This is a genomic window from Fictibacillus sp. 23RED33 (genome assembly GCF_015903925.1).
GTDB classification, from domain to species: Bacteria; Bacillota; Bacilli; order Bacillales; family Fictibacillaceae; genus Fictibacillus; species Fictibacillus phosphorivorans.
Window position 1 is genome coordinate 346,853 of sequence record NZ_JACZDX010000001.1, and the last position, 26,076, is coordinate 372,928.

Here is a 26,076-nt window from a genome sequence, read left to right on the forward strand (position 1 = left end):
TTTGAGTCAGCTGTTTTGTTGTATTTTCCTAAATATTTTTAAAAGAAGTTAACTTTTAGCTATTTTTGGAAAAAATATAAATAAACTAATGAAAGATGCAAAAAACGTTTACGGGACTATTGATTTAGGGAAGAGCCTTATAAATACCTTATGAGCGCATGGAGGATTATAGATGGCTACCGTAATAAAAGGAGAATACAAATACGTGAACTGTGATAGTGAATACGGCACATTAAAAAAAGTAATTGTGTGTGAACCGAGATATATGAAGATCGATGAAATTATTAATGAAACACAGCGCCATTTTGCTAAAGATAACATCAACATGAAACGAGCGATGAAACAGCACCAACTATTCGTAGATACGATGAAAAAAAATGGTGTAGACGTTTATAAGCTTCCTGCGATGGAAAAGTTCCCAGAACAAGTTTTCACTCGCGATATAGGGTTTACGATCGGTGAAACCGTCTTCGTTTCCCGGATGGGAAGCAACATTAGAGATGGTGAAGAGAAGGTCTTGCGAAACTGGTTGTTAGAACACCAGATCAATCTTTCATTGATCGAAGGAGACAGGATTGAAGGTGGAGACGTAATCGTCCATGGTGATACCGTTTATATCGGGGTGAGTGGAAGAACGTCTGAGGAAACCATTCAAGAACTTCAATCACAGGTTCCTCATATGAATGTCGTAGCAGTTCCATTTGATCCTATCTATCTACATTTAGATTGTGTATTTAACATTTTGTCTGAAAAAGATGCTCTGATTTACAAACCAGCTTTCGAAGAAAAAGACTATCAGATGCTTGCTTCTACGTTTAATGTGATTGAAGTAGAGAAAGAAGAACAATTTACGTTGGGTACGAACGTGTTATCAATAGGAAACAAAAAGGTTTTGAGTCTTCCTATTAATGAAAACGTAAATAGGGCGCTTCGTGAAAGAGGTTATGAAATACTCGAAGTGGACATTTCTGAGATCATAAAATCAGGTGGATCTTTCCGCTGCTGTTCAATGCCTTTATATCGGGAAGAGATGCACTAAGGGTTTATGCGGTAGTATTTGCTAGTGGAAGATTCTTTTTCTATATTAAAGAGGAACTTGGACGTTTTCCAAGTTCCTTTCTATATTTCTATTTGAGAAGTCTCTTCTTCCTGCATAGTACCTTGAAGAGGAAGTACGATGGTGAAGGTCGTTATGTTATCATCGGATGAACAACTGATGGAACCATTGTGTTTTTCAATAATTTTTTTACACACAAATAGTCCTATACCTGTCCCCAATTCTTTTGTAGTAAAAAAGGGCTCGAAGATCGTACTGATTGTTTCAGGTGGAATAGCTGGGCCATTATTAGAAATGGTGATATGTACGTTATCGTTATTTTCGATCTTGCTAAAGATCATGATTCGGCGATTCTGTTTCATCTGGCGCAACGCATCGATCGAGTTCATGATGAGATTAAGCAAAACTTGTTTCAACTCATCCTTGTGTGCCCGCAAAGTAATCGTAGGATCAACACGCGGAATAACCGTAACATCTGCATCAACTAAACTTGGATACATAAAATCTAAGATATCTGTGAATAAATCTTCTAAAGCAAAATCCTCCGCTTCACGTTCTTGTACCCCTTTTCTAGAGGCATGAAGAAATTGAGAGATTCGAAAGTTTAATTGAGTTAATTCATGACTGATGATATCAATGTATTTCATGTTTGGATTTTCTTGCTGCATGAGTTTTACAAATCCCATAACAGCTGTTAACGGATTTCTGAACTCATGTACAAAGCTAGATGACATCTGCCCCAAAATGGTTAAACGTTCTTTGTGACTTTGATCGATGAATTCTGTTTTTTCCTCAATCTCGATATCCTTCAACTGTGTATACTTCTTAACCGCGTGATATAAAAACTCATCAAAAAGTGAATTGATCGTTTCAATTACGGGCTGAAGCTGTTCAATAGATATGCCGGAGCCCGTCACGAAACGGACGATTTCACTTCGTCCAAGGTTCACATTATAAACAAATTCACCAATATTAATTTTGGCTTCTAACCGCTGAAGCGCTACTTCATGTGCGAGGTGCATAATTTTTTCAGGAGATAGCTCGCCTCGTAAGGATTGTTTAACGAGCTCAACCATATGTAAGGCATTCTCTATCACTTTTTCTTTATGTACATCATGATTCGATATCACGATTCTCTGGTGCCATTCATGTAAGTATGTAGGCAAGTTATCATCCATATAAGTGACTAGACTTTCTGTTATGTCCACCGCTCGCACCTCTTTCACCATTAAAATCATGGAAAGAATAAAGAACTGAATCAGTAATCATTTGATATATAAAAGTATTTATACTACATATAGTAATTGAAATATAGACTAAATGCCATATGCAGTTTACATTTTTTTCATTAAATTTTGAAAATTATGTAGGTATTTGGGCAGAGAGCAACGAAATCATTCATAATCTCATAAACTCCTATTGTTTATACATCTTCGTTACAGAAGAAAAACTATCCTTTAAATTTTACGTACTATACGAAATATATTTTAGTGATTTCATCTGTATCAAACTCGTTTGAGGAGGAGAAATTGTGATTTCATCTGTTCAAAAAATTTCAAGGATATTAAATTGTTTCACCAAAGATGAACCCGCGTTAGGAAACTTGCAGATTGCAGAAAAGTTAAACATGAATGCAAGCACAGTACATCACTTAGTTCGTACACTGTGCTCAGAGGGCATATTGATTCAAGACAGCCAGAAAAAATATAGATTAGGATGGAAATTGCTAGAATGGAGCAACCACGTGATGTATCAGCAAGATATCAACACAGAAGCACTTCCACTATGTGAAGGCCTTGTAAGAAGGTTTAATGCGACTGTACATATAGGAATGCTTGATCGTGGAGAAGTCCGCTTTGTTCTCAGAGTAGCTTCTTCAAATTCAGTTTCAGTTCCTACTTTTATAGGTGATACAAAACCTGCCTATTGTACAAGCACAGGTAAAGTATTGCTTGCATTCAATCCTTCCATGATTAAGCCGACCATCTCAAGAGGCTTGCTTCGCCGAGCTCCAAATACGATTACATGTGTTGAAAAATTAAAGAATGAGTTTGAAGTTATTCGTTCAAATGGATATGCCATCAGTAACAATGAAAATGAGATGGGCTTATATGGGATTGCTGCCCCGATTAAGTCTTATACAGGACAAATTATTGCTGCTCTTAACATGGTAGGACCTGTATCCTATATGGTCGGGCAGGATACTCAATCTATGATTCGTCATGTTGTAAAAACAGCAGAGTCTATCTCAAAAGAATTAGGCTATATAAGCGTTCTATAATAATGTTATCCTTCTATCCGCTACACGGTATATAAAATTCTTCCACATTTACTCCAAATGTCTATTCATTCAGCTAATAGCTTCTTCGAACATTGCACCTCAGAGCATATTGAATATTTTATTTTAGTGAGAATAATTAATAAAATTTTCTGACGATTTCATAATGTGAAATTTCGTGGTAGTAAATTGAAAGCGCTTTCTTTTATAGTGGAAACAAATTCACATATCTTTAATAGAGGAGGCAGATTGGATGGGAATTCGAACAGGTGCTCAATATATAGATGGGCTCAAGTCACGTTCACCTGAGATTTGGATGGAAGGCAGGAGAGTTGCAGACATTGTAAACGAACCTGTTTTTAAACAACCGATAGCTGAGATCGCCAAATTGTACGATATGCAACATGATCCAAAATATCAAAATGACATCACTCATATTTGTAAAGAGACAGGAGAACGAGTCAACAATTCATTTCTTCACCCTACAACTTATGAAGAGATGATGGCAAGAAGTCAGCTGTTTGAGATCTATGCAAGGTCCACCTTCGGATTGATGGGGAGAACACCCGATTTTCTTAACGTGGTAGTGACAGGTATGGCCAATAACGGATGGTTCCTCGATCAATATAATCCCGAATGGTCGCTGAATATTAAGAACTACTACAACTACTTGAAGACCAACGATCTGTTTTTAACGCACGCCATCATCAACCCTCAAAATGACCGCAGCAAGAATTCTCATGGACAAAAAGATATGTATACACATTTAGGTGCTGTTGAAGAAACACCTGATGGTTTAATCGTTAGGGGAGCCAAAATGCTCGCTACATTAGCGCCGATTACTGACGAAGTCATCATCTATTCATTCCCAGGATTTGCGCCTGGTGATGAACGTTATGCTCTAGCTTTTGCAGTTCCTGTGGACACGCCTGGACTTAAATTGCTTTGCCGTGAACCTATGCAAGATGGAAAACGTTCGCAGTTCGATCATCCGTTAGCATCCCGTTTTGAAGAGATGGATGCATTGCTTGTCTTTGATGATGTTCTTGTACCGTGGGATCGTGTCTTTCTTTATAACAATGTGGAGGCAGCTAATCTTCTTTATCCTAAGACTGGGATCGCTCAGCAGCCTGCTCATCAGTCAGGTGTAAGAGGATATGTGAAACTAGCATTTGCTACAGAAGTCGCTTGTAAATTAGCAGACTCAATCGGTGTTGATGGATATCTGAATGTACAGAACGACTTGGGTGAACTCGTACAGAACGTGGAAGTAATCCGCTCATTATTGAGAGTAGCTGAATATGAGTATGAAACGACAGCATCTGGTGAAGTGATGCCAAATGCAGCAGCGCTAGAAACAATAAGAGGAATGCTTCCTAAAATGTATCCTAGAGCGATTGAAGTGATTCAGATTATTGGAGCAGGCGGGCTTCTTATGTCACCGACAGGCAACGACTTTAATGCTCCAGAAATTCGAAGTGAGATTGATAAATATTATTTAGGTCGTGAAGGTGTTGATTCATTAGAGCGCGTTAAGCTTTTTAAACTGGCTTGGGATCTCTGTGGAGAAGCATTCGGCCAGCGCCTCGTACAATATGAGCGCTATTATACGGGAGATCCGATCCGTAAGAGAGCGATCTTCTACAACGGATATAAAAGAAACGCAAAATTTTCGATGGTTGAGGATGCTCTCTCAGTCACACAAGACCTTGTAGCAGACAAGCCTAAGCTCGCTAAATAAAAGGAGGAACTCAGATGAGTACAACAGCAACTTTAAAATCGTTTAATTTATTAAAATGGATCGACGAAAACAAAGACTTGCTCAAGCCACCTGTAAATAACAAAGTAATCTGGCAGGATTCCGAATTTATCGCCATGATTTTAGGCGGGCCTAATAAGCGACGTGATTTTCATGTTGATCCTTCAGATGAATTTTTTTATCAGATAAAAGGCAGCTGTTATGTAGAAATCATCAATAAACACGGAAAGCGTGAAGTCGTTGAAGTAAAAGAAGGAGACGTATTCATGCTTCCAGCAATGGTTCCGCACTCCCCGCATCGTGTGGCTAATTCGTATGGTCTCGTAATCGAGCGAAAACGTGCACAAGGTGAGCTTGAAGACTTCGTTTGGTTCTGTGATCGCTGTGATTCTGAGATGCATCGCGTGACCGTTCAATTGAGTGATATTGAGAAACAAGTAAAAGAAGCAATCCACAGTTTTAACTCCAATGAACGAGTTCGTCTATGCAAAGACTGCGGTTATCAGATGCCAGAGAACGTGGAGGAATGGAAGTGCTAAGAATTGACTTTCACACACATATCATTCCAGAGTCGTTTCCTGACTTTGCCGAAAAATATGGTGGAGAAAGGTGGCCGGTGTTAAACCGGACTTGTGCTTGCGGCGCAGCCATTATGGTAGGCGGGAAAAATTTTAGAGATGTAACTGACCAAGTATGGGATCCGAAAAAACGAATACAGGACATGGACCGTGAAGGGGTAGACATTCAAGTGCTATCCCCGATCCCTGTTACATTCTCGTACTGGGCTCCACCTGAACAAGCGGAAATGATGGCAAGGATACAGAACGATTTTATTGCCAAAACCGTGAATGAATATCCCGACCGCTTTGCTGGTCTAGGAACGGTTCCAATGCAGAATTCAGAAACGGCGATACGTGAGATGGACCGCTGTATGAATGACCTTGGCCTTCATGGGATCGAAATTGGAACAAATATAAATGGACAGAACCTCGATCATCCTGACTTTATTCCATTTTTTGAGATGGCTGAAAAGTGGGAAGTGCCGCTTTTTATTCATCCGTGGGAAACGCTAGGGAAAGAGCGTATGCCAAACCATAACTTTATGTATACGATCGGGATGCCGAGTGAAACGGCATTAGCCGCAGCTTCATTAATTTGGAGTGGGATGATGGAGAAGTTTCCAAGGCTTAAGATCTGTTTTGCTCATGGAGGAGGTTCGTTTCCTTACTTGATTCCGCGTCTTGATCAAGGATGGCAGGTGTGGCCGCATCTTCGCCTGACAACACATCCCCCAAGTCATTATGCAAAGCAGTTTTATTTTGATTCATTAAATTACGATCCGATGAACATCCGCTATATGATGGAGCGATTCGGTTCAGATAAGATCTTTATGGGTTCAGATTATCCGTTTCTGCTACGTGAAGTGAATCCCGGAAAAGTCCTGGATGAAACGCTTGAGCTGACGGATGAACAGCGTAAAGCGATGTTTGGCGGAAACGCTGCTGAATTTTTAAGTCTTGGTAAAAGAAAGCGGGGTGCAGTCGTTGCAAGTCATTCAAACACCGGAGGATAAACTTGAAGCGTTAGGAATCGTGCTGCCAGAAGTCCGCAGAGCTGTAGGGAACTATGTCGGCTGTGTAAGAGTGGGTAATCTTCTATTTACAGCCGGACAAGGTGTCGATCAATACCACGGCAAACTAGGAAGAGACTTATCCTTAGAAGACGGGTATGCCGCTTCTCGCCAATCCATGCTGAATTTGCTGGCAGTAGTTCAGAACGAGCTTGGCAGTTTAAATAAAGTAAAACGCATTGTAAAACTTCTTGGATTCGTGAATTGCACGGAGGATTTTATCGATCAGCCAAAAGTAATTAACGGTGCGTCAGATCTTCTTGTTGATGTTTTTGGCGAGAAAGGAAAGCATGCCCGATCAGCAGTTGGCATGGCCCAGTTGCCAGGCGGAACGGCGATCGAAATTGAAATGATTGTTGAAGTGGAAGAAGAGAAGGGGGACTAACAAATGAAAACAGAAACCCTCGCGCAACATGTAAAAGTGAATAACGCAAAATTGTTCATTGATGGAGAATATGTCGATGCACTTTCGGGTGAAACCTTTGAATCCATCAACCCAGCAACAAATGAAAGGTTAGCGCTTGTTGCAAACGGCAGTGAACAAGATGCGAAACGAGCGATTCAATCTGCCAAAAGTGCCTATGATAGCGGTGTCTGGAGCAAGATGCCTGTAGAAGAACGATCCGAAATTTTATGTAAAATGTCAGACCTTATTATGGAAAACGTGGATGAACTTGCGATGGTAGAGACACTCGACGTAGGAAAACCAATCAAAGAGAGCCGTGGTTTTGATATACCTCGAGCTGCCTCCAATTTCCGTTTTTTTGCTGAGATGTCCAAGTACATGGTGAGTGAGCATTATGACAAACACAATATCATGTCATACGCCAAATACAGTCCAGCTGGAGTTACAAGTCTCATTATCCCTTGGAATCTGCCGTTCATGCAGATGACATGGAAAGCTTCCGCAGCGCTAGCGGCTGGAAACACAGTTGTCGTTAAGCCCGCATCATACACACCGCTTTCTGCTGTCATGTTTGGAGACATCGCTAATAAAGCAGGTCTTCCGCCAGGTGTACTGAACATTATCACTGGGCCAGGAAGTACGATGGGAGCTGCGATGACGACTGATCCTAACGTCCGCCGCATCTCGTTTGTGGGTGAATCGAACACTGGGAAAACGATTATGAAAAACGCGGCTGAAAACCTGATTCCTGTATCACTTGAGTTAGGTGGGAAGTCGGCAAACATCGTTTTTGAAGATGCCGATCTTGATGAAGCGGTAAAAGGGTCTATTGATGCGATCTATCGAAATCAAGGGGAAATCTGCCTAGCCGGATCACGTCTGCTTCTACAAGAAAGCATCTATGATCAGTTTATGGACAAGTTTGTGGATGCTGTAAAAAACATTAAAGTAGGCGACCCGACACAGGAAGATACGGACATGGGTGCACTCGTGTCAAAATGTCACTTAGAGACCGTAGAAACGTATGTGGACATTGGTATTAAAGAAGGAGCCAAGCTTGCTTGCGGGGGTAAACGGGTTGAGGGGCTCGGAAACGGAAACTTCTATGAACCTACCGTTTTATATGATGTGAACAACAAATGGCGTGTGGCGCAAGAAGAGATTTTCGGGCCGGTGCTTGTGGTCATACCGTTTAAAACAGAAGAAGAGGCAATAGCTATTGCAAATGATTCACAGTACGGGTTGGCGGGAGTCGTTTGGACGAACGATTTGCGCCGCGCTCAACGTGTTTCCACTGCTGTAGATTCTGGCCTGCTTTGGATCAACTGCTGGTACATACGAGATCTGCGTACGCCGTTTGGTGGTTCGAAGGCAAGCGGAATCGGGCGTGAAGGCGGGAGACATAGCTTTGAATTTTATTCAGAGGCGAAGACGATAACGATGAAGTTATAGATTTGTGTAAAACGTGATTGGATTCCAGTCGCGTTTTGCTCTATGAAAAAGACTGTTTTTTAAGTTTAAGTTTGTTGCTTCTAAGGCATTTTATTCAATTCTCTACTTTGATAAGTTGATTGGAGTGGAAGATGCGAGACTCCTGCGGGACAAGCGGTCAGGTGAGACCCTTAGGGCGCAAAGCGGCAAGGGGCTCACCGCCTGCCCCGCGGAAAGCGAGCATCTGGAACGAAATCAACACTTTCAAAATCAATAAGAATAGCTAAAGCAGCGTTGAAAAAAGAAAGGAGGAAGTAAAAATGCAAAAACAAGTGATTTCAAAATTAACGGAAGAACTTTTAGAAGCAGAAGAAAAGCTGACTCCGGTAGAGCCATTATCCAAACGTTTCCCAGAATTGTCGATAAAGGATTCATATGAAATTCAGCTTGAGTGGGTTGAAAGGAAACTTGAAGAAGGTCGTGTGGTAATCGGGAAAAAAGTTGGCCTCACGAGTAAGGCGATGCAAAATATGCTTGGGGTTGATGAGCCTGATTACGGTCATCTGCTAGATCATATGAAGGTTGACTCTGGCAGTGTTCTCAGCAGAAAAGATTTTATTAAACCGAAAGCAGAAGCGGAAATCGGCTTTATTTTAAAAGAAGACTTACGGGGTCCGAATGTGACATACGTGGATGTACTGATGGCAACAGAAGCGATTGTGCCGGCACTTGAAATTATCGATAGCAGAATAGAAGATTGGAAGATTCAGCTTGTGGATACTGTCGCTGACAACGGTTCATCGGGTAGAGCAGTTGTAGGGAAACCATTTTACGAGATGGACCAAATTGATCTGCGTACACTGAGCATGACACTTTTAAAGAATGGTGAAGTGACGGCGACTGGAGCCGGAGCTGCGGCTCTTGGGCATCCAGCACATGCCATCGCATGGCTTGCTAATAAACTAGCAGACTATAACATTTCATTAAAAGCGGGAGAGTTAATTCTGCCAGGTGCACTGTCTGCTGCGATAGACATAGATTCAGGCGATGAAGTGACTGCCTCTTTTGGAAAACTAGGTTCAGTAACCATCACATTTCGGGATTAAAAACTGTGCAGAAAGGACCTAATACATTGAAAAAGATGAAAGCAGCCATAATTGGTTCTGGGAATATTGGTACGGATCTGATGTACAAGCTTCAAAAAAGTGACTATTTAGAACTAACGGCGATGATTGGAATCGATCCGGAGTCTGAAGGCTTAAGACGAGCGAACTCTGCAGGGTACAGAGTATTTACGAACGGAATTAATGACTTTGTTGAACGTCCAGAGTTAGCTGATATTGTTTTTGATGCAACTTCAGCTAAAGCTCACTTACGGCATGCTGAGATTTTAAAAGAAATGGGAAAAACAGTGATCGATCTGACGCCTGCTGCCGTTGGACCTTTCGTGTGTCCGCCGGTTAATTCAGGTGAACATATGCAATCTCAGAACATCAATATGATTACTTGTGGCGGGCAAGCTACCATCCCGATGATTCACGCAATAAATGAAGCTGCTGACGTTTCATATGGTGAGATTGTAGCAACGATTTCATCCTTAAGCGCAGGTCCAGGTACGCGTGCAAATATTGATGAATTTACAATCACAACACGGCGTGGCATCGAGGAAGTTGGTGGAGCGGATATCGGAAAAGCCATTATTATCTTAAATCCGGCTGATCCTCCGATTTTAATGAGAGCGACGATTTATTGCGAAGTAAAGCTTGTTGATGTTGAGAAAATTAGAACGGCTATTTTAGATATGGAGAAAAAGGTACAGAGCTATGTTCCTGGATACAGATTAAAACAGGAGCTGCTATTTGATGGGAATCGCATCACTATTTTTGTTGAAGTAGAGGGAGCTGGCAACTATTTTCCGAAGTATGCCGGTAATCTTGATATTATGACTGCAGCCGCTAAACAAGCTGGAGAAATGGTTGCTAAACATCACTTAGGGCAAGGGAAACTGGATAAGGCGGTGACAGCATATGAAACGAAATAGCACGTTGCCGCTAAAGTTTACAGAAGTCTGTCTTCGTGATGGCAGTCATGTGATGGCTCATCAGTTCACAGAAAAGCAAGTGTATGATGCAGCAAAAGCACTTGATGAAGCAGGTATGCATTACATTGAAGTCAGTCACGGTGATGGTTTGGGAGGCTCTACGCTTCAGTATGGAAGATCGCTTGTAGATGAGATGAAGTTGATTGAAACAGCTGCGGGTGTGTGTAAGCAGGCGAAAGTTGCTGTTCTTTTGCTGCCTGGTATTGGAACGGTTCATGAGCTTAAGCAAGCGGGAAGATTAGGAGCGAGTCTTGTTCGTGTGGCAACACATGTGACAGAAGCTGATGTATCCGCTCAACATATCTATATGGCACGTGAACTTGGTATGGAAGTGATGGGGTTTTTGATGATGGCTCATTCTGCGCCTGTTGAAAAGCTTGTCGAACAAGCAAAGTTGATGGAGTCTTATGGAGCACAAGGTGTGTATGTAACGGATTCCGCGGGAGCATTATTGCCGAACGAAGTAAAAGAACGAATTGCAGCTTTGCGGGGATCACTTGATATTGAAGTCGGATTTCATGCACATAACAATCTATCGGTAGCTGTTGCTAATACACTTGTTGCGATTGAAGAAGGAGCGACACGCATCGATGGAAGTGTGCGTTGTTTAGGTGCAGGAGCAGGAAATACGCAAACAGAGGTATTGCTTGCTGTACTTGAGCGCATGGGAATACACACAGGTATTGATCTCTACAAAATGATGGACCTAGCAGAAGATGTGATCGGACCGATGCTGCCGGGTGCACAGGAAATTCGAAAAGGAAGTTTAGCCATGGGGTATGCAGGTGTTTATTCAAGCTTTCTTTTGCATGCAGAACGTGCGGGTAAACGCTTTGGTGTGGATTCAAGAGATATTTTAATAGAATTAGGTAAACGAAAAGCGGTAGGTGGACAAGAGGATCTTATCCTAGAAGTGGCAGCTGACCTAAAAGCCAAACTGGAGGTGTAGAAGATGACGGTTACGAATAAGGTTAACGTGGAATGGGTTGATTATCTTTTAAGAGCGGAAAGTGATGTTACAGAAGTGGTCAAGATAACAGACCGATATCCTGAGCTTTCTTTAGAAGAAGCGTACGATATGCAAAAAAAACTGATCGAAAGACGCATGGAGAAGACACAAACAAAGCGTATAGGAGTTAAGCTAGGACTAACGAGTAAAGCGAAACAAGAGATGATGGGCGTTCATGAAGCGATTTACGGTTATCTTTTGAGTGATATGCTCGCATTCGAGTGGGAACCCTTACAGCAACACCGTCTCATCCATCCAAAAGCTGAACCAGAGATCGCTTTTATTATGGGTGAGGATTTGATGGGAAAAGATGTGACAGCATCAGATGTCATGAGGGCGGCAAAGTATGTGGTAGCTGCAATCGAAGTAATCGACAGCCGTTACAAGGACTTTCGTTTTACACTTCCTGATGTTGTGGCAGACAATTGCTCATCCGCCAAATTGATTTTAGGAAGCAAGATGGTTCGGCCAGAAGAACTTGATATGGCGAATATCGGAATGGTGATGAGTAAGAATGGAGAGATTATGACAACCGGTGCGGGATCTGCAGTTCTTGGTCATCCAGCAGAAGCGGTAGCTTGGGCTGTTCAAAAGCTAGCCGAGCGTGGTGAAGGTTTAGTAAAAGGAGATATCGTTTTGAGCGGGGCATTATCTGAAGCGATTGCTTTTGATATGGATGATACGATTGTTGCACAGTTTGATTGTCTAGGATCTGTAACACTATCTTCGAGATATGTGAAATAGGTGAAGAGTTATGCCAATCATTCAAGTGCATGTAATAGAAGGACGAACAGATGAACAGTTGAGCACCTTGATGGAACGATTAACAGTGGCAGCTGCTGAATCATTGGATGTAAAAAAAGAACAAGTCCGCGTGCTGATCCAAGAGGTCCCAAATAAGCATTGGGGAGTTGGCGGAAAACCGAAGTTTTAAGAACGGGAGTTGAGACCCTTTGCTAAGCAAAGGGTTTTTCTTTTAGGGATACAAGTGGTTTGTGAGCGATTCTTGAGATTTATGATCGATTCCGGAGTTGGTGCTCGTATCTTGTCCCTTTCCTTCATCTCATCGATATTCAAAATTAACCAGCATAGTACAATCTTGACATCACATACCCTTAAACGACATGCAATCGTGAGGAGGGAGCACTATGTTTAAACGCTATAACCGGCTGGCGATCGAACTACCAACACCTACGAATCCTGATGCGAATGCGGCCGCTGCGGTTCAAGAATTGCTAGGCGGTCGTTTTGGTGAGATGTCGACACTTAATAATTATATGTATCAATCTTTTAACTTTAGAAAAAGAGGGAAATTAAAACCGTTCTTTGATCTCGTCTCAAGTATTACTGCAGAAGAATTTGGGCACGTTGAGCTTGTTTCACATACCATTAATATGATGATCTATGGCACGACACATCCAGGTGATGTCAATGATGCGCCAATGGCAGCTGCTACTGACAAGAGGAACACACAGCATTTTATTGGGACCGCACAAACATCCTTCCCTTTTGATTCGATGGGGAAAGCTTGGAACGGTGATTATGTGTTCAGCAGCGGAAACTTACTCCTTGATCTCCTGCACAACTTTTTCTTAGAGTGTGGAGCCAGAACACATAAGATGAGAGTTTATGAGATGACGAGTAACCCTGTTGCTCGAGAGATGATCGGCTATCTTCTTGTACGCGGTGGTGTGCATGTTTTGGCATATGCAAAAGCGATCGAGATGGTTACAGGCGTCGACATTAAGAAGATGCTGCCAGTTCCTGATCTAGAGAACTCAGCTTTTGAAACGACACGAAAGTTTGAAGCAGAAGGCGTACACCGAAAATTATATACGTTCAGTGATACCGATTATCGAGATATTGCTTTAATCTGGGCTGGTCAGCATCCGCTAGGAGGACCACTTGAGACGGTAATCGGTGCTCCAGAAGGTGCCCCAATGCCTGAATTGCGCTCCATCTCAGAAGAGTTTGCTCCAGGCATCTCTCATGAAGATTTTATGCAGATTGCTGAAAGACTGAAGAAGAATGCAGGAATAAGTTGATCGACCGGCGTACAATACGTCGGTTTTTTTTATGGTATGATTTATTATGTTTATAGAATTTGTAAGAAATGAAGGGAAGTCTGGCAGATGACATACAGACAGATTAAATGGTTGATCCTGCTCATTCCAACGATTTCAGTTGGTTTATGGGAATACGTTAGACATACGGTTCTCTTGCCTTATATATCCATGAACACGGGAAACTGGCTCTCTGCCATAATTGTATTTCTTGTTACGCTTTACTTTTTGAATATCTTGTTTGGAAGATTAGAGAGAATGCAGCAGGAGCTTCAGAGAGAACGTTCTGAGAAAGCAGTCTTAGAAGAGCGGGAAAAAATTGCGAAAGAGCTGCATGATGGCATCGCACAGTCTTTATTTTTTCTCTCTGTTCAAGTGAACAAGCTGGGTAGTGAATTTAGTAAGGATGATAAATCGTATAATAAGTTAAAAAAAACGTTGCAGCACATTCATGACGATACTCGAAGTGCCATTCAAAATCTACGTAGCGTTCCGGCAGAAGCTGATATTTCGTGGACACGAGCATTAAATGCATTTTTTAATGAAATGGAGAGTCAGCATGACTTAAAGATTCATCGAGAGTGGCGTTTAAAAGACGATGATCTTACCTCAAAGGAAAAAATTGAGCTGTTTGCATGTGTACGAGAGGCAATTATCAATGTTATCAAACACGCTAATACGAACGAAGTATGGTTGAATACTACGACTACTCCAAAAGGATGGATCTGTACCATTGTAGATAAAGGATCAGGATTTGATTCACAAGAGCCAACGGACGGCTTTGGTCTGAAAATTTTACAAGACAGAGCGTATTCTATGGACTGGAAACTAAGGATCGCCAGTACGGAAGGAAAAACAACGGTTGCGGTTGAAAAGGAGGAAAATGCATGACGACACAGCCTATTCGTTTATTAATTGTTGATGATCATCATCTAGCACGAGAAGGAGTCAAAGAGATTCTTGAGGATCAGACCGAGTTTGAAATTGTGGGTGAAGCCTCTAACGGTATACAAGCCGTAGAGAAGACTGAAGCTCTTATGCCAGATCTTGTTCTCATGGATATCTCTATGCCTAAGATGAATGGTTTTGAAGCGACTAAAGAAATTAAGAAGCAGTTTCCAAACGTAAAAGTAGTCATCATGACGGTTTCTTATGACATTACGGACTGGTTTGAAGCTTTAAAGCGTGGTGCACAAGGATACCTTCTCAAAAATTTGAACACAGAAGATATGCTGAACGGATTAAAAGCATATGCGATGGATGAAATACCGATGTCGAAAGAGATGGCTTTTCGTATATGGAAGGAATTTAAGAAGGATGGACAAGCTGAGCAATCTCTTTCTTTAAGAGAGCAGGAAGTGTTGCAGTTGGTAGCTAAAGGACATTCGAACAAGGACATTTCAAAAGTACTTACTATTTCTGAGAATACCGTTAAAACACATATGAAGAACATCCTAGGAAAACTGCATCTAGAAAATCGTGTACAATTAGCGAGTTATGCTTACGACAATGGAATCGTTTAACTTCCAATGTCATACAATTGACACATTTTTATTTTCGTAATCACCCTTTAGAGTGATTACCATTTCATGCTTGTTGTTTATACTTTTCCATATTGAGTACGAATAAGGAGAAAATAATTATGCAAGCAACAGCTTATAAGTTACCAGAAAACAATGAAAATCCATCGAAAAAATCCAATAGTCTTTATCAAACTTTTTGGAGATGGCATTTTTATGGCGGAATTATCTTTGCACCTTTTTTAATCTTACTTGCCATAAGTGGCGCACTATATTTATTCCAAGCTGAAATTGAGACGATGATCTACAAAGACAAGATTATTGTTCAAAAAGGCGATCAATCTCTTCCGCTCTCACAGCAGATCGACACCGTTAAAGCAGAGTACCCAGAAGCTGAAATAGGTTCGGTCAGACTTCCGAAAGAAGATAATCGAGCTACTTTAGTAAAAGTGATCGAAAATGACGTTGTTACACAGGTATATGTAAACCCATACACAGCGTCAATAACCGGAACGATTCTAGATGAAGATCATTTCAAAAACGTTGTTGCTAAACTTCACAGTGAATGGATCGTTGGTGGAACATTCATCAATAGATTCGTTGAACTGGCTGCATGTTGGACGATCATCATTTTAGTAACGGGGCTTTATATTTGGTGGCCAAGGAATAAAAAGACATTCATGGGGACGATCTTTCCTCGTCTGAAGAAAAATGGCCGCATGTTCTGGAGAGATCTTCATGCAGTTACTGCATTCTGGCTATCACTGATGATCTTAATTCTTATCGTAACGGGTCTGCCGTGGTCAGGTGTGATGGGAGAACAGATCAACAAGTTGGCGACGAATGCAAAAGCGGGATATCCAACTTATGCATTCATGGCACCAACAGCAGAAAAGACGACAGATGAGATCGCAGAAGATATACCCTGGGCAACGGAGAACAATCCTGCTCCAGCATCAAAAAAAGATGACGGATCACTCTCTGTTGATCAAGTGATGTACCTAGCTCAAGAGAACAAGATTCAAAAGCCTTTCACGATTTCAATGCCAGTAGGAGAAGATGGAGTATTTACTGTTGCTTCTTCAAGAGATAAACCTGAAAATGAAGCTACCGTTTATTTTAACCAGTATAACGGTGATATCGTAGAGGATGTAAGGTTTAGCGATTACGGATGGATGGCTAAAGCTATTTCAATCGGAATCGCACTGCATGAAGGTCATTACTTTGGTCTGGCTAATCAGCTTTTAGGAGCAATAGCTGCTCTAGGCTTAGTTGCAATCGTCATCTTCTCACTTATCATGTGGAAGAAGCGTAAACCTTCCGGGAAATTGGGAGTGCCAAAAAAATCTGACAAAAAATTAAAGCCGTGGATCATTATCCTTATGGTCATAACAGGTATTGTTATGCCACTTGCAGGTATATCTTTCGTCTTCGTATTCTTACTTGATCGTTTTGTTATACCAAGAGTAAAGCCGCTACAGGCTTGGCTATCATAATATAAATTTTATTAGAGGTGAACTTATTATGAAAAAAATGATGATAATTTTCGGTCTAGTGCTGACGATGGCAATCTTATCAGCATGCGGTTCAGGCGGATCAAAGGACGAACACGAGAATCATAAGAACCACGAACAACATAATAGCGAAAGCAAGGAGACGTCTCAGTCATTAGACTGGGACGTTCAGTCGTTTTCTTTCAAAGACCAAAACGATGCTGAATTTGGATTGGAAGACTTAAAGGGAAAAGTGTGGATGGCAAATTTTATCTTCACGAACTGTACAACAGTTTGCCCGCCGATGACTGCACATATGGCTAAACTTCAAGGAATGGCGAAAGAAGAGAATGTGGACGTAGAATTTGTTTCTTTCTCTATCGATCCAAAAAGAGATGATGCTTCAGCATTAACGAAGTTTGGTGAGAACTATGACGCAGACTTCTCCAACTGGCACTTTCTTGGTGGCTATGAACAGAAACAGATTGAACAGTTAGCAAGAGATTCATTTAAAACACCTGTAGTAGCTGATCCTAACTCAGATCAATTCATTCATGCGACTGCATTTTTCTTAGTTAATAAAGAAGGAAAAGTAGTTTCTAGATATGATGGAGTAGAGAATACGCCGTACGAAGAGATCATTGCAGATATGAAAAATAGACTAAAAAAGTAAAGTAGCTGTATTACATAGTGAGAATATAGCAAACACCCTAGTGGAATAACGAAAAGCGAAGGAAAAGAAAAATAGTTTGGGGTCTGACCCCAAACTATTTTTCTTTTATTCATTTGTTCACACAATAGTTATGGTTTGGAAGTCTAACTTCTACCTACTTATGATAAAACTAAAGATAGAATCGTCATTATGTGATAATGGAGGTATATTCATTTATGAATCCGATAAAAACGTTAAAAACAGTAGGTTATCTTGAAGGTGCTTCGTTCTTGATCCTTCTTTTCATCGCCATGCCGTTGAAGTATTTTTTAGATCAGCCGATGGCCGTATCAATCGTTGGTGCTCTTCATGGTCTATTGTTCGTTCTCTATATTCTCGTCATCCTTTATGTGTACAACGTGAAGAAGTGGCCGATCATGCGCGCGTTCTTGGCGCTAGTTTCTTCTGTCTTGCCGTTTGGCCCGTTCATTTTCGATCGTAAGTTTTTAAAAGATTAATACTGTTAGATGAGAGCCTACTTTTCACAGGCTCTCTTTTTTTGTTAGGTAAAAAAGATAGAAGAGATGTATCAGGATTTGTCGAAAAGTCTATATTTTTCAATTTAGACTTAATTATTTTGATTTAGACTTAATTATTAGCAGATTAGACTTAATTACTACTGATTCCGACTTAATTATCCCGCCGCACCTAAATCACATTCATGGGTGTACTTTCTACATGTACACTTCGCCTGATATTGTACTCCTCAGACACAACTAACCCCCCATTAGAATAAAATCTCAACAAAATCTTAAAACCAAACCGTTCATGTTAAGAATTCGTTTAAATTGTTTTAATTTTCTAATTTTAGGCTATTTATACTTTAATATGGTTTTTAACAAGGAGGGACAAGCTTGTGATTAAAGCACTACTACTTAATGCGTCTCTTAAAAGTGGTGAAGAAGTCTCCAATACGGAAAGTTTGATGAACGAAGCGGTGCATATTTTTAATAAGAACAACATAGATACAGAGATGGTAAGGCTTGCTGATTACAGAATCGCACATGGTGTTACGGCAGATGAAGGTGATGGCGACGAGTGGCCTGAGATTTTTGAAAAAGTGAAGGCGGCTGATATCCTCATTATCGGAACACCTCTATGGCTTGGTGAAAAGAGCAGCTTAGCAACACAAGCAATCGAGAGGCTGTACGGTGCGAGTGGTATGACAAACGAAAAAGGCCAATATATATTTTATAACAAGGTGGCAGGTGTAGTTGTGACAGGTAATGAGGATGGAGCGAAACACGCGAGTGCATCCATTCTATATGGCCTGTCTCATATTGGATTTACACTACCACCAAATGTGGATACATATTGGGTTGGTGAAGCAGGTCCAGGACCTTCTTACATTGAAGCGGAAGGAAACAAAAATGATTTTACGATGCAGCACAATAAAATAATGACGTACAATCTGATTCACTTTGCAAAGCTATTAAAAGAACATCCTATTCCGACAGAAGGCAATGTGGTAGAAAGCAACAGCTAATAAAGGGAGGATATTTATGGCCATCGATCAAGTAGCAGTGGAACGATTATGTGAGCAATTCAGGGGAATTAGGTCATTATCTGAAAAACTGGCATCAAAGCTACAAAATGAAGATACGATTATTCAGGCGATGCCAGATGTGAGTCCACCAAAATGGCACCTTGCGCACACGACGTGGTTTTTTGAACGTTTCATCTTAAAAGAAAAGAATCCTTCATACGTTCCTTTTAATCCAAAGTTCGATTACCTCTTTAATTCCTACTATGAAACGATCGGTTCTTATCATCCTAGACATTCTAGGGGCGTATTGTCCAGGCCATCAATGGATGAAGTCTATGCTTATCGGAACTATGTTAACGAAGAAATTTTGAGTCTGCTTAGGGACTATGGCGATCAGCTCCCTAAAGAGGTTGAAGATTTGATCGAGATCGGTCTTCAACACGAACAGCAGCACCAAGAACTTCTATTAACAGATGTAAAATATAACTTCAGCTGCAATCCGATGCTGCCATCGTACACAGAACCTTCACTCTCAAACAAATCAACAAATACAGATCAAAAATCGCAAGTTACTGAAATTAAGTTTGAAGGGGGACTCGTTGAAATCGGTTTTGCAGAAACGGGGTTCTCATTTGATAATGAACGGCCGCGTCACAAGGTTTGGTTGGATGCTTATCAGATATCTTCCCATCCAGTTACGAACGGAGAATATCTTTCTTTTATTGAAGCGGGTGGATATGAGCAGCCAGAGCATTGGTTGTCGGATGGCTGGGCAACAGTCAAAAAAGAAAAATGGAAACATCCCCTTTATTGGCGTAAAACCGAGGATGGTTGGTACACGTTCACGTTAACAGGTGAAAAGAAATTAAATCTTGATGAACCCATCTGCCACGTAAGTTTTTATGAAGCGGATGCTTTTGCTAGGTGGAGTGGAAAAAGGCTGCCAACAGAAGCAGAATGGGAGCATGCAATGAGTTCCATCCCAATAGAAGGGAACTTTGTTGAGGATGAATCGTTTCATCCGGTTGTCGGTGAGTCTTATTCAAAATCACCAATAAAAAAAGCTTTTGGAGATGTATGGGAATGGACCAGTAGTCCTTACACTTCTTATCCTCAAAGTAAACCACTCGAGGGTGCGCTCGGAGAATATAACGCTAAGTTCATGTGCAATCAGATCGTTCTGCGTGGTGGATCGTGTGTAACATCAAAGCTGCATATTCGACCTACTTATCGCAACTTTTTTCAAGCAGATAAAAGATGGCAGTTCAGCGGAATTCGCTTAGCGGGGGACCTCTCATGAAAACGGTAAGATCGAATGTTCATTATCATATTGGAAACGAACCTGAAACAGATATGTATAGTGAGGTACTACATGGACTCCAAAGCGAAAAGAAGTTCATTTCACCCAAATACTTTTATGATAAAAAAGGTTCTGAGCTGTTTGAAGCGATTACGATGCTTACGGAATATTATCCGACCCGAACGGAGCTGCTTCTATTAAATAAATTTAAAGATGAAATGGCCAATGCAATTGGAAGGGATACAGCACTCGTAGAGTTTGGAAGTGGCAGCAGTGAAAAGGTGAGGACGCTTCTAGAGGCGATGCCTGAACTTAAAGAATATGTACCGATTGATATCTCAAAAGATTTTCTGTATCAATCAGCACGAGCGCTTTCTATAGAATATCCTCATCTGGACGTTCATGCGGTTTCTGCCGATTACACGGATAAGTTTGAGCTACCAGAGCTCACATCTAAACGGAAAGCTGTGTTTTTTCCTGGATCTACTATTGGAAACTTTGAGCCACAAGAAAGAATGAATTTTCTAAAGATGACAGCCGATTTTCTTCAGCCAGATGGCGGCCTATTGATCGGTGTAGATATGAAAAAGGATCATGCTGTTTTGAATGCTGCTTACAATGATAGTAAAGGGATTACAAGTCAATTCAATACAAACCTACTAAACCGATTGAACAGAGAACTTTTGGCAAACTTTGACCTTGAAAAATTTCAGCATCATGCTTTTTATCATGCAGACAAAGGCAGAATTGAAATGCACCTTGTTAGCTTGTCAGATCAGACGATCACCATTGGTAATGAAAAAGTCTTCTTTACTGAAGGTGAGACTATTCACACTGAGAATTCTTATAAGTTTACAATTGAAGAGTTTCAAAATATGGCAAGAGAGTGTGGGTTCACACCTAAAAAAGTATGGTGTGATGATAAGAACTGGTTCAGTATGCATTATTTGGTTGTAGAATAGACTCGAATGGACTCCTATATTAGGGGTTCCTTTTTTGTCCCAAACCTTTTTCTTCCTCAGCAGGTTTACGTTCATAAGTACGTGTCAAAGCATTTTATTGGGCATTTTTATAGCAAAGGGAGATAATAGGGGAAAATGGCATAGAAGAGAGGTTAATCATGAATTTAAAAGGAATTCACCACGTTTCTGCGCTTACTGCAAAAGCACCTGAAAACTTTAAGTTCTATACAGAAGTAATGGGATTAAGACTGATCAAGAAAACTGTAAATCAGGATGACACTAGCGTTTATCATTTGTTTTATGGTGATGAGAAAGGAAATCCAGGAACGGAGCTTACGTTTTTTGAAATTCCGATGGCTGGAAGAAACCATGATGGAAACAACAGCATTTCCGCTATCTCGCTTCGCGTAAATAATGATGATGCTCTTCACTATTGGCAGGGTCGTTTAAAGGATCATGGAATCGAAACAGAAGATATTAAAGATCGGGCAGGTCGAAGTACACTGGCGTTTAGAGATCCTGAAGGTCAGAGGATGATCTTAGTTTCTGATGAAAACAACAGAGGCGTTGCAGGTGGTCAGCCTTGGAGTAAGAGTACAACACCAAAAGAACATGCAATTGTTGGTCTTGGACCTGTTAGGTTAACAGTTCCTGCAGCTGAACCAACTATTGGAGTGCTAACAGAACTATTAGGTTTTCGGAAAAAGGGAAGCTATTCACCTGAAGTGGCAGGTCAAACTGATATTGTTGTATTAGAAACGGGTGAAGGTGGAAGTGGTGCCGAAATTCATGTAGAAGAACGAAATGACCTTCCCCAAGAACGACTTGGTCGGGGTGGCGTGCACCATGTAGCCTTTCGAGTAGATAATGAAGAAGAACTTCGTGATTGGATTGAAAAAGTACAAACATCTAGGTTTCCAAACTCTGGATTTGTGGATCGTTTTTATTTTAAGTCTCTCTATTTCCGTGAACCGAACCGAATTCTATTCGAACTTGCAACAGACGGTCCGGGCTTTGATACGGACGAAGAATTGGAACATCTAGGAGAGTCACTTGCATTACCTCCGTTCTTAGAGCCTCATCGTGAGGATATTGAAGCGAAATTAAAACCTCTCCAAACAAAACAATAAAATTTTCTTTGCCTGAATCTTAACGGATTCAGGCATTTTTGTTTTAGGTAATTTTTTCCATTAATACAAATGAGCGACTTTAGGGGTTACTACAACTGTAGATGCACGACAAAAGCTGAGTTATTGAAATTATTTTTTGAGCAAGAACTGGTCATAAAAAATGCAATTTGGGAAAAATTAAAAAGCGTTACAACAATAAACAAACATGAAGGAGATGTCACAAGATGTATTGGCAAAAAAATGCAAAGAATATTTCAAAATATGTGAGTGCTTTTGTATTGGCATTAGCACTACTTTTAGGTACTTCAAATGCAGCTTCTGCAGTTGGGAAGAATGCAAAGGGTCCAGATGTTTACGCGATTCAATCCATGCTTAAATCCCTAGGCAGTTATTCTGGAAAGATAAATGGTTACTATAACGCATCAACGGTTAAGGGTGTAAAGTATTTTCAAAAAAGTCACGGACTACCTGTAACAGGATCTGTTGACGCTCGTACGTATCAATCGATTCTGTATGCTTACTCTTCGTTAAAATTACCTAAAGTTCGCCAAGGTGGCGGAGCAGGCCAAGGCGGCGGAGCAGGCCAAGGCGGCGGAGCAGGCCAAGGCGGCGGAGCAGGCCAAGGCGGCGGAGCAGGTCAAGGCGGCGGAGCAGGTCAAGGCGGCGGAGCAGGTCAAGGCGGCGGAGCAGGTCAAGGTGGCGGAGCAGGTCAAGGTGGCGGAGCAGGCCAAGGCGGCGGAGCAGGCCAAGGTGGCGGAGCAGGCCAAATTGAACAAGGTGAAGGTCAGCAGCAACAGCAAGAAGAAGGACAAGAGCAGGAAGGTCCTAAGCAGATGGAAGAACAAAAAGGTGAGACTCCACAAGCACCACAAGCACCTAAACAAGATATGCAACAAAAAGATTCAAAACAAGGTCCAAGTGTTCAACCTGGGAAAAGCAGCCCATCACCAGGAATGAAAGATAATGGAAAAGACTAAAAGTATAGTATGAAAACAAAATTTTAAATGAAAATAACAAAGAGGTCAGCTCCCGTGATCTCTTTGTTTTTATGAATAAGAGAAATAATTAACCGGAGTGATCGATAAATGTTGCAAGTATGGTTAGCTGGACTGCTTTTATTATCAACAACTGGTCAACAAAACGCTGAAACTTTAATAGTAAATCAGGAAGGGCAAAAACTTGCTGAAGTAAGCCGCAAACAGTTCGAAGGCTCTATACCTGGATTTCCAATGATCGATGACACAAAATATAATCAATTTGTTGATCTGCTTGATAAGAGATCATACAAAGCGCCTGTTAACGCTAAATTAAATGATTATGGTGCTATCATACCTGGACAAGTAGGTTATAAATTAAATCGGAAATTATTTCGAGAAAAGTTCTACACCTATTTTTTTGAAAACGGACCCAAAGTGATAGATGTACCAGAAATGAATATTTATCCTAAAGTCGATACGGAAGTACTGGCGCATATTAAAAATCAGCAGATTGGGCAATACGTTACATACTTCAATTCAAATAATAAGAGCCGAACAACAAATATTGAGCTTGCTGCCAATGCGCTTGATAGTCATGTTGTTTTTCCAAATGAGACGTTTTCATTCAACCAAGTGGTAGGCAGACGAACGACTGCAAAAGGATACATGAGAGCACCAATCATCGTTAGAGGTGAATTGTCAGAAGGTATTGGGGGAGGAATCTGCCAAGTATCCTCCACATTGTTTAATGCTGTAGATCGTGCAGGACTAAAAATCGTTCAACGTTATTCGCACAGCAAACGTGTACCATACGTACCATCGGGTAGAGATGCTACCGTCAGTTGGTATGGACCCGATTTTCAATTTCAAAACAAATACAATCAGCCTATCCTTATCCGGGCTAAGCGCTATGGAGGAACTTTAGTCATTAAACTCTATTCGTCTGAAATCCTTGATCAGAGAAAACGGACAGTACCGAACGCACCAACTCATATTCCTGAAGAAATTAAGACTGAACAGAATGTGCATCTTTCTAACCCTAGCAGATAATATAAAGTACAATAATGAAGTAACATATGTGTTTGAATAGGGAGTTGGATCGTATGCAAACATTAGAAAAACTAACAGAGCGTTTTTGGTACCAAACACCTGTTTCAGAGACAGATCGTCCTATTTTAGGAGCTGTTGTGGGAAACGATATGACTTTGATGATTGATAGTGGAAATTCAGAGAATCATGCAGAGTACTTTTTAGATGAGTTGCGTAAAAAGGGTATCAAAGGACCGAGTTTAGTCGTCATCACACATTGGCATTGGGACCATATTTTTGGATTGCCCGCGCTAAACATTCCTTCTATTTCTTCGGCAGAAACAAAAACAAAAATGCAAGAACTCCTTCCTTTCTCTTGGAGTGATGAAGATCTGGATGAAAGAGTCAAGAAAGGTATTGAAATCGAATTTTGTGCAGAAGCCATAAAAAAAGAATTTCCAGATCACCGCAACATTAACATAAAGCTGCCCACGATTACGTTTCATCAAGTATTGGAAATCGATCTAGGTGGTGTAACGTGTGTTCTTCAACATGTAGGAGGAGACCATACAACAGATTCGATCATTGTGTACATAAAGGAAGAAAAAGTTTTATTTTTATCGGATTGCCTCTACGCAAATATGTATGCACCTAAAAATAACTATACGGTAGATCGAACGCTGAATCTGTTAGATCAATTAGAGTCCTTTGACGCAGATTTTTATATTTTTTCTCATTGGAAAGCTGCGACAAAGCAAGAGTTTCAAACTGAAACATCCATGTTACGAAGTTTCGCTAACCTTACGAAAAAGTTTGAAGGTAATCAACAAGCTATTGAAGAAGAATATAAAGTCCAGGTCAAACGGGAGCTAACTGAAGATGAACGTGAGACCTTACAGTTTTTTGTTAACGGTTTCAGTCTTAACTTGCATAAATAGAATAGGAGAGTATGATGTTACAAGAATTTAAAGTGACTATTGAACAATTCGGGGGAATAGAAAGACAGATCCGGGTGTGTTTGCCCTGCGATTATAGTGACAGACAAGACCATTATCCTGTGCTGTATATGCATGACGGTCAAAATCTGTTTAATGATGAAGACGCCAGTTACGGTGTCTCGTGGGGTTTAGCTGATTATCTAAAGAGGAGTAAAGCACCCCTTATCATTGTTGGAATCGACTGTAATCATGAAGGCTTCGAGCGTTTTAATGAATACGCACCATGGGAAAACCCGACAGTAGGACCTGAACTTTTAAAATGTGAAGGGGTTTATGGAGGAAAAGGAGCCGCATACATTCAGTTCATTCTTCATACCCTAAAGCCGCTGATCGATGAAAAATACAGAACAAAGACTGACGAAACATTAATGGCAGGCAGTTCGATGGGTGGTCTCATATCGACGTATGCAGCTTGTCGTTACCCTCATGTATTTAGCAGGGTGGCAAGTCTATCTTCCGCTTATTGGTTTAATCAAAACGAGATTGAGAGCTTGATCGAAGAAAGTGATCTCACGAGTATAAAAAGATTTTATATGGATGTTGGAACTGAAGAGGACACATCAAAAGTGGACGCCGCTCATTACATCCGGTCCTCTGAAGAGGTTTATGAAGTCTTTAAGAAAAAGAACGTCGACCTGAAATTTGAATTAATACAAGATGGAAAACATCATGAGAGCGCATGGCGTGAAAGAATGCCTGAAATTATTGATTACCTGATGAAGTAAAGGGGAGATA

General features: G+C 40.9%; 27 protein-coding genes. 26 read left to right on the top strand and 1 reads right to left on the bottom strand.

Annotated elements, in window-relative coordinates; all coding sequences use genetic code 11:
- Positions 1–172 precede the first annotated feature (172 nt).
- The gene (locus IHV09_RS01820) at positions 173–1,039 is read left to right on the top strand and encodes a dimethylarginine dimethylaminohydrolase family protein (RefSeq protein ID WP_197127055.1); all 867 of its coding nucleotides are present in this window, start codon (positions 173–175) and stop codon (positions 1,037–1,039) included.
- An 80-nt stretch (positions 1,040–1,119) separates the two neighbouring features.
- Here IHV09_RS01820 and IHV09_RS01825 read toward each other — a convergent pair whose 3' ends face one another.
- Entirely contained in the window at positions 1,120–2,265 is a 1,146-nt protein-coding gene (locus IHV09_RS01825) for a histidine kinase N-terminal domain-containing protein (RefSeq protein ID WP_370568790.1), read from the bottom strand.
- Positions 2,266–2,588: 323 nt separating this feature from the next.
- On the opposite strand from IHV09_RS01825, the gene IHV09_RS01830 reads away from it, so the two are divergent.
- The 25 genes from IHV09_RS01830 (at position 2,589) to IHV09_RS01950 (ending at position 26,066) form a co-directional block, all read left to right on the top strand.
- Positions 2,589–3,338, top strand: coding sequence for an IclR family transcriptional regulator (locus IHV09_RS01830; protein WP_197127057.1), 750 nt, complete (start codon positions 2,589–2,591; stop codon positions 3,336–3,338).
- A 250-nt stretch (positions 3,339–3,588) separates the two neighbouring features.
- Positions 3,589–5,076: a 4-hydroxyphenylacetate 3-hydroxylase family protein gene (locus tag IHV09_RS01835; RefSeq protein ID WP_197263479.1), complete on the top strand. Its 1,488-nt coding sequence runs from the start codon at positions 3,589–3,591 to the stop codon at positions 5,074–5,076.
- 14 nt (positions 5,077–5,090) lie between these two features.
- Positions 5,091–5,633 carry a 3-hydroxyanthranilate 3,4-dioxygenase gene (gene nbaC, locus IHV09_RS01840; RefSeq protein ID WP_197190690.1) on the top strand — a complete coding sequence of 181 codons (543 nt, stop codon included), beginning with the start codon at positions 5,091–5,093 and terminating at the stop codon, positions 5,631–5,633.
- Positions 5,621–6,667: an amidohydrolase family protein gene (locus tag IHV09_RS01845; protein ID WP_197190900.1), complete on the top strand. Its 1,047-nt coding sequence runs from the start codon at positions 5,621–5,623 to the stop codon at positions 6,665–6,667. The genes nbaC and IHV09_RS01845 overlap by 13 nt, the downstream gene beginning before the upstream one ends.
- A complete protein-coding gene (locus tag IHV09_RS01850; RefSeq protein ID WP_197190689.1) occupies positions 6,639–7,109 on the top strand; it encodes a RidA family protein in 471 nt (156 codons plus the stop codon). The genes IHV09_RS01845 and IHV09_RS01850 overlap by 29 nt, the downstream gene beginning before the upstream one ends.
- A gap of 3 nt (positions 7,110–7,112) precedes the next feature.
- Positions 7,113–8,582 (top strand): aldehyde dehydrogenase, encoded by a 1,470-nt coding sequence (locus IHV09_RS01855; RefSeq protein ID WP_197263480.1) that lies wholly within the window; start codon positions 7,113–7,115, stop codon positions 8,580–8,582.
- Between the two features lie 299 nt (positions 8,583–8,881).
- Positions 8,882–9,667 carry a 2-keto-4-pentenoate hydratase gene (locus IHV09_RS01860; RefSeq protein ID WP_197263481.1) on the top strand — a complete coding sequence of 262 codons (786 nt, stop codon included), beginning with the start codon at positions 8,882–8,884 and terminating at the stop codon, positions 9,665–9,667.
- A 26-nt stretch (positions 9,668–9,693) separates the two neighbouring features.
- Positions 9,694–10,602 carry an acetaldehyde dehydrogenase (acetylating) gene (locus tag IHV09_RS01865; RefSeq protein WP_197264114.1) on the top strand — a complete coding sequence of 303 codons (909 nt, stop codon included), beginning with the start codon at positions 9,694–9,696 and terminating at the stop codon, positions 10,600–10,602.
- Positions 10,589–11,611 (top strand): 4-hydroxy-2-oxovalerate aldolase, encoded by a 1,023-nt coding sequence (gene dmpG / locus IHV09_RS01870; protein ID WP_197190686.1) that lies wholly within the window; start codon positions 10,589–10,591, stop codon positions 11,609–11,611. Before IHV09_RS01865 ends, dmpG begins: the two co-directional genes overlap by 14 nt.
- A 3-nt stretch (positions 11,612–11,614) precedes the next feature.
- On the top strand, positions 11,615–12,415 hold the full coding sequence (locus tag IHV09_RS01875; RefSeq protein WP_197190685.1) for a 2-keto-4-pentenoate hydratase: 801 nt from the start codon (positions 11,615–11,617) through the stop codon (positions 12,413–12,415).
- A gap of 10 nt (positions 12,416–12,425) precedes the next feature.
- Entirely contained in the window at positions 12,426–12,605 is a 180-nt protein-coding gene (locus IHV09_RS01880) for a 4-oxalocrotonate tautomerase (RefSeq protein ID WP_197127064.1), read from the top strand.
- Positions 12,606–12,819: 214 nt separating this feature from the next.
- A complete protein-coding gene (locus IHV09_RS01885) occupies positions 12,820–13,716 on the top strand; it encodes a manganese catalase family protein (RefSeq protein WP_197127065.1) in 897 nt (298 codons plus the stop codon).
- A gap of 87 nt (positions 13,717–13,803) precedes the next feature.
- Positions 13,804–14,625, top strand: a complete 822-nt coding sequence (locus tag IHV09_RS01890) for a sensor histidine kinase (RefSeq protein ID WP_197263482.1) — start codon at positions 13,804–13,806, stop codon at positions 14,623–14,625.
- On the top strand, positions 14,622–15,257 hold the full coding sequence (locus IHV09_RS01895) for a response regulator (protein WP_197190683.1): 636 nt from the start codon (positions 14,622–14,624) through the stop codon (positions 15,255–15,257). Before IHV09_RS01890 ends, IHV09_RS01895 begins: the two co-directional genes overlap by 4 nt.
- 119 nt (positions 15,258–15,376) lie before the next feature.
- Complete coding sequence (locus tag IHV09_RS01900; protein WP_197263483.1) at positions 15,377–16,750, top strand: PepSY-associated TM helix domain-containing protein; 1,374 nt, start codon at positions 15,377–15,379, stop codon at positions 16,748–16,750.
- A 28-nt stretch (positions 16,751–16,778) separates the two neighbouring features.
- Positions 16,779–17,420 carry an SCO family protein gene (locus tag IHV09_RS01905; RefSeq protein ID WP_231618104.1) on the top strand — a complete coding sequence of 214 codons (642 nt, stop codon included), beginning with the start codon at positions 16,779–16,781 and terminating at the stop codon, positions 17,418–17,420.
- Between the two features lie 215 nt (positions 17,421–17,635).
- On the top strand, positions 17,636–17,917 hold the full coding sequence (locus IHV09_RS01910; protein WP_066391923.1) for a DUF3817 domain-containing protein: 282 nt from the start codon (positions 17,636–17,638) through the stop codon (positions 17,915–17,917).
- Between the two features lie 401 nt (positions 17,918–18,318).
- Complete coding sequence (locus IHV09_RS01915; protein WP_197128156.1) at positions 18,319–18,945, top strand: flavodoxin family protein; 627 nt, start codon at positions 18,319–18,321, stop codon at positions 18,943–18,945.
- A gap of 16 nt (positions 18,946–18,961) precedes the next feature.
- The gene (gene egtB, locus IHV09_RS01920; RefSeq protein ID WP_197190681.1) at positions 18,962–20,245 is read left to right on the top strand and encodes an ergothioneine biosynthesis protein EgtB; all 1,284 of its coding nucleotides are present in this window, start codon (positions 18,962–18,964) and stop codon (positions 20,243–20,245) included.
- The gene (gene egtD / locus IHV09_RS01925; protein ID WP_197190680.1) at positions 20,242–21,207 is read left to right on the top strand and encodes an L-histidine N(alpha)-methyltransferase; all 966 of its coding nucleotides are present in this window, start codon (positions 20,242–20,244) and stop codon (positions 21,205–21,207) included. Before egtB ends, egtD begins: the two co-directional genes overlap by 4 nt.
- Positions 21,208–21,365: 158 nt before the next feature.
- Positions 21,366–22,337 carry a ring-cleaving dioxygenase gene (locus tag IHV09_RS01930; RefSeq protein ID WP_197190679.1) on the top strand — a complete coding sequence of 324 codons (972 nt, stop codon included), beginning with the start codon at positions 21,366–21,368 and terminating at the stop codon, positions 22,335–22,337.
- Between the two features lie 224 nt (positions 22,338–22,561).
- Positions 22,562–23,314 (top strand): peptidoglycan-binding domain-containing protein, encoded by a 753-nt coding sequence (locus IHV09_RS01935; RefSeq protein ID WP_197190678.1) that lies wholly within the window; start codon positions 22,562–22,564, stop codon positions 23,312–23,314.
- Positions 23,315–23,422: 108 nt separating this feature from the next.
- Positions 23,423–24,364, top strand: coding sequence for a VanW family protein (locus IHV09_RS01940; RefSeq protein WP_197190677.1), 942 nt, complete (start codon positions 23,423–23,425; stop codon positions 24,362–24,364).
- Positions 24,365–24,417: 53 nt separating this feature from the next.
- A complete protein-coding gene (locus tag IHV09_RS01945) occupies positions 24,418–25,281 on the top strand; it encodes an MBL fold metallo-hydrolase (RefSeq protein WP_197190676.1) in 864 nt (287 codons plus the stop codon).
- A 14-nt stretch (positions 25,282–25,295) separates the two neighbouring features.
- Complete coding sequence (locus tag IHV09_RS01950) at positions 25,296–26,066, top strand: alpha/beta hydrolase (RefSeq protein WP_197190675.1); 771 nt, start codon at positions 25,296–25,298, stop codon at positions 26,064–26,066.
- Positions 26,067–26,076: the final 10 nt, after the last annotated feature.

Bases quoted from the DNA above. Each gene is read 5' to 3' on its own strand.
- IHV09_RS01835 (WP_197263479.1), top strand. From the start codon at position 3,589: ATGGGAATTCGAACAGGTGCTCAATATATAGATGGGCTCAAGTCACGT.
- egtD (WP_197190680.1), top strand. From the start codon at position 20,242: ATGAAAACGGTAAGATCGAATGTTCATTATCATATTGGAAACGAACCT.
- IHV09_RS01930 (WP_197190679.1), top strand. From the start codon at position 21,366: ATGAATTTAAAAGGAATTCACCACGTTTCTGCGCTTACTGCAAAAGCA.
- IHV09_RS01890 (WP_197263482.1), top strand. From the start codon at position 13,804: ATGACATACAGACAGATTAAATGGTTGATCCTGCTCATTCCAACGATT.
- nbaC (WP_197190690.1), top strand. From the start codon at position 5,091: ATGAGTACAACAGCAACTTTAAAATCGTTTAATTTATTAAAATGGATC.
- egtB (WP_197190681.1), top strand. From the start codon at position 18,962: ATGGCCATCGATCAAGTAGCAGTGGAACGATTATGTGAGCAATTCAGG.
- IHV09_RS01845 (WP_197190900.1), top strand. From the start codon at position 5,621: ATGGAAGTGCTAAGAATTGACTTTCACACACATATCATTCCAGAGTCG.
- IHV09_RS01860 (WP_197263481.1), top strand. From the start codon at position 8,882: ATGCAAAAACAAGTGATTTCAAAATTAACGGAAGAACTTTTAGAAGCA.
- IHV09_RS01895 (WP_197190683.1), top strand. From the start codon at position 14,622: ATGACGACACAGCCTATTCGTTTATTAATTGTTGATGATCATCATCTA.
- IHV09_RS01885 (WP_197127065.1), top strand. From the start codon at position 12,820: ATGTTTAAACGCTATAACCGGCTGGCGATCGAACTACCAACACCTACG.
- IHV09_RS01875 (WP_197190685.1), top strand. From the start codon at position 11,615: ATGACGGTTACGAATAAGGTTAACGTGGAATGGGTTGATTATCTTTTA.
- IHV09_RS01940 (WP_197190677.1), top strand. From the start codon at position 23,423: ATGTTGCAAGTATGGTTAGCTGGACTGCTTTTATTATCAACAACTGGT.
- IHV09_RS01910 (WP_066391923.1), top strand. From the start codon at position 17,636: ATGAATCCGATAAAAACGTTAAAAACAGTAGGTTATCTTGAAGGTGCT.
- IHV09_RS01880 (WP_197127064.1), top strand. From the start codon at position 12,426: ATGCCAATCATTCAAGTGCATGTAATAGAAGGACGAACAGATGAACAG.
- IHV09_RS01905 (WP_231618104.1), top strand. From the start codon at position 16,779: ATGAAAAAAATGATGATAATTTTCGGTCTAGTGCTGACGATGGCAATC.
- IHV09_RS01820 (WP_197127055.1), top strand. From the start codon at position 173: ATGGCTACCGTAATAAAAGGAGAATACAAATACGTGAACTGTGATAGT.
- IHV09_RS01950 (WP_197190675.1), top strand. From the start codon at position 25,296: ATGTTACAAGAATTTAAAGTGACTATTGAACAATTCGGGGGAATAGAA.
- IHV09_RS01935 (WP_197190678.1), top strand. From the start codon at position 22,562: ATGTATTGGCAAAAAAATGCAAAGAATATTTCAAAATATGTGAGTGCT.
- IHV09_RS01855 (WP_197263480.1), top strand. From the start codon at position 7,113: ATGAAAACAGAAACCCTCGCGCAACATGTAAAAGTGAATAACGCAAAA.
- IHV09_RS01900 (WP_197263483.1), top strand. From the start codon at position 15,377: ATGCAAGCAACAGCTTATAAGTTACCAGAAAACAATGAAAATCCATCG.
- dmpG (WP_197190686.1), top strand. From the start codon at position 10,589: ATGAAACGAAATAGCACGTTGCCGCTAAAGTTTACAGAAGTCTGTCTT.
- IHV09_RS01945 (WP_197190676.1), top strand. From the start codon at position 24,418: ATGCAAACATTAGAAAAACTAACAGAGCGTTTTTGGTACCAAACACCT.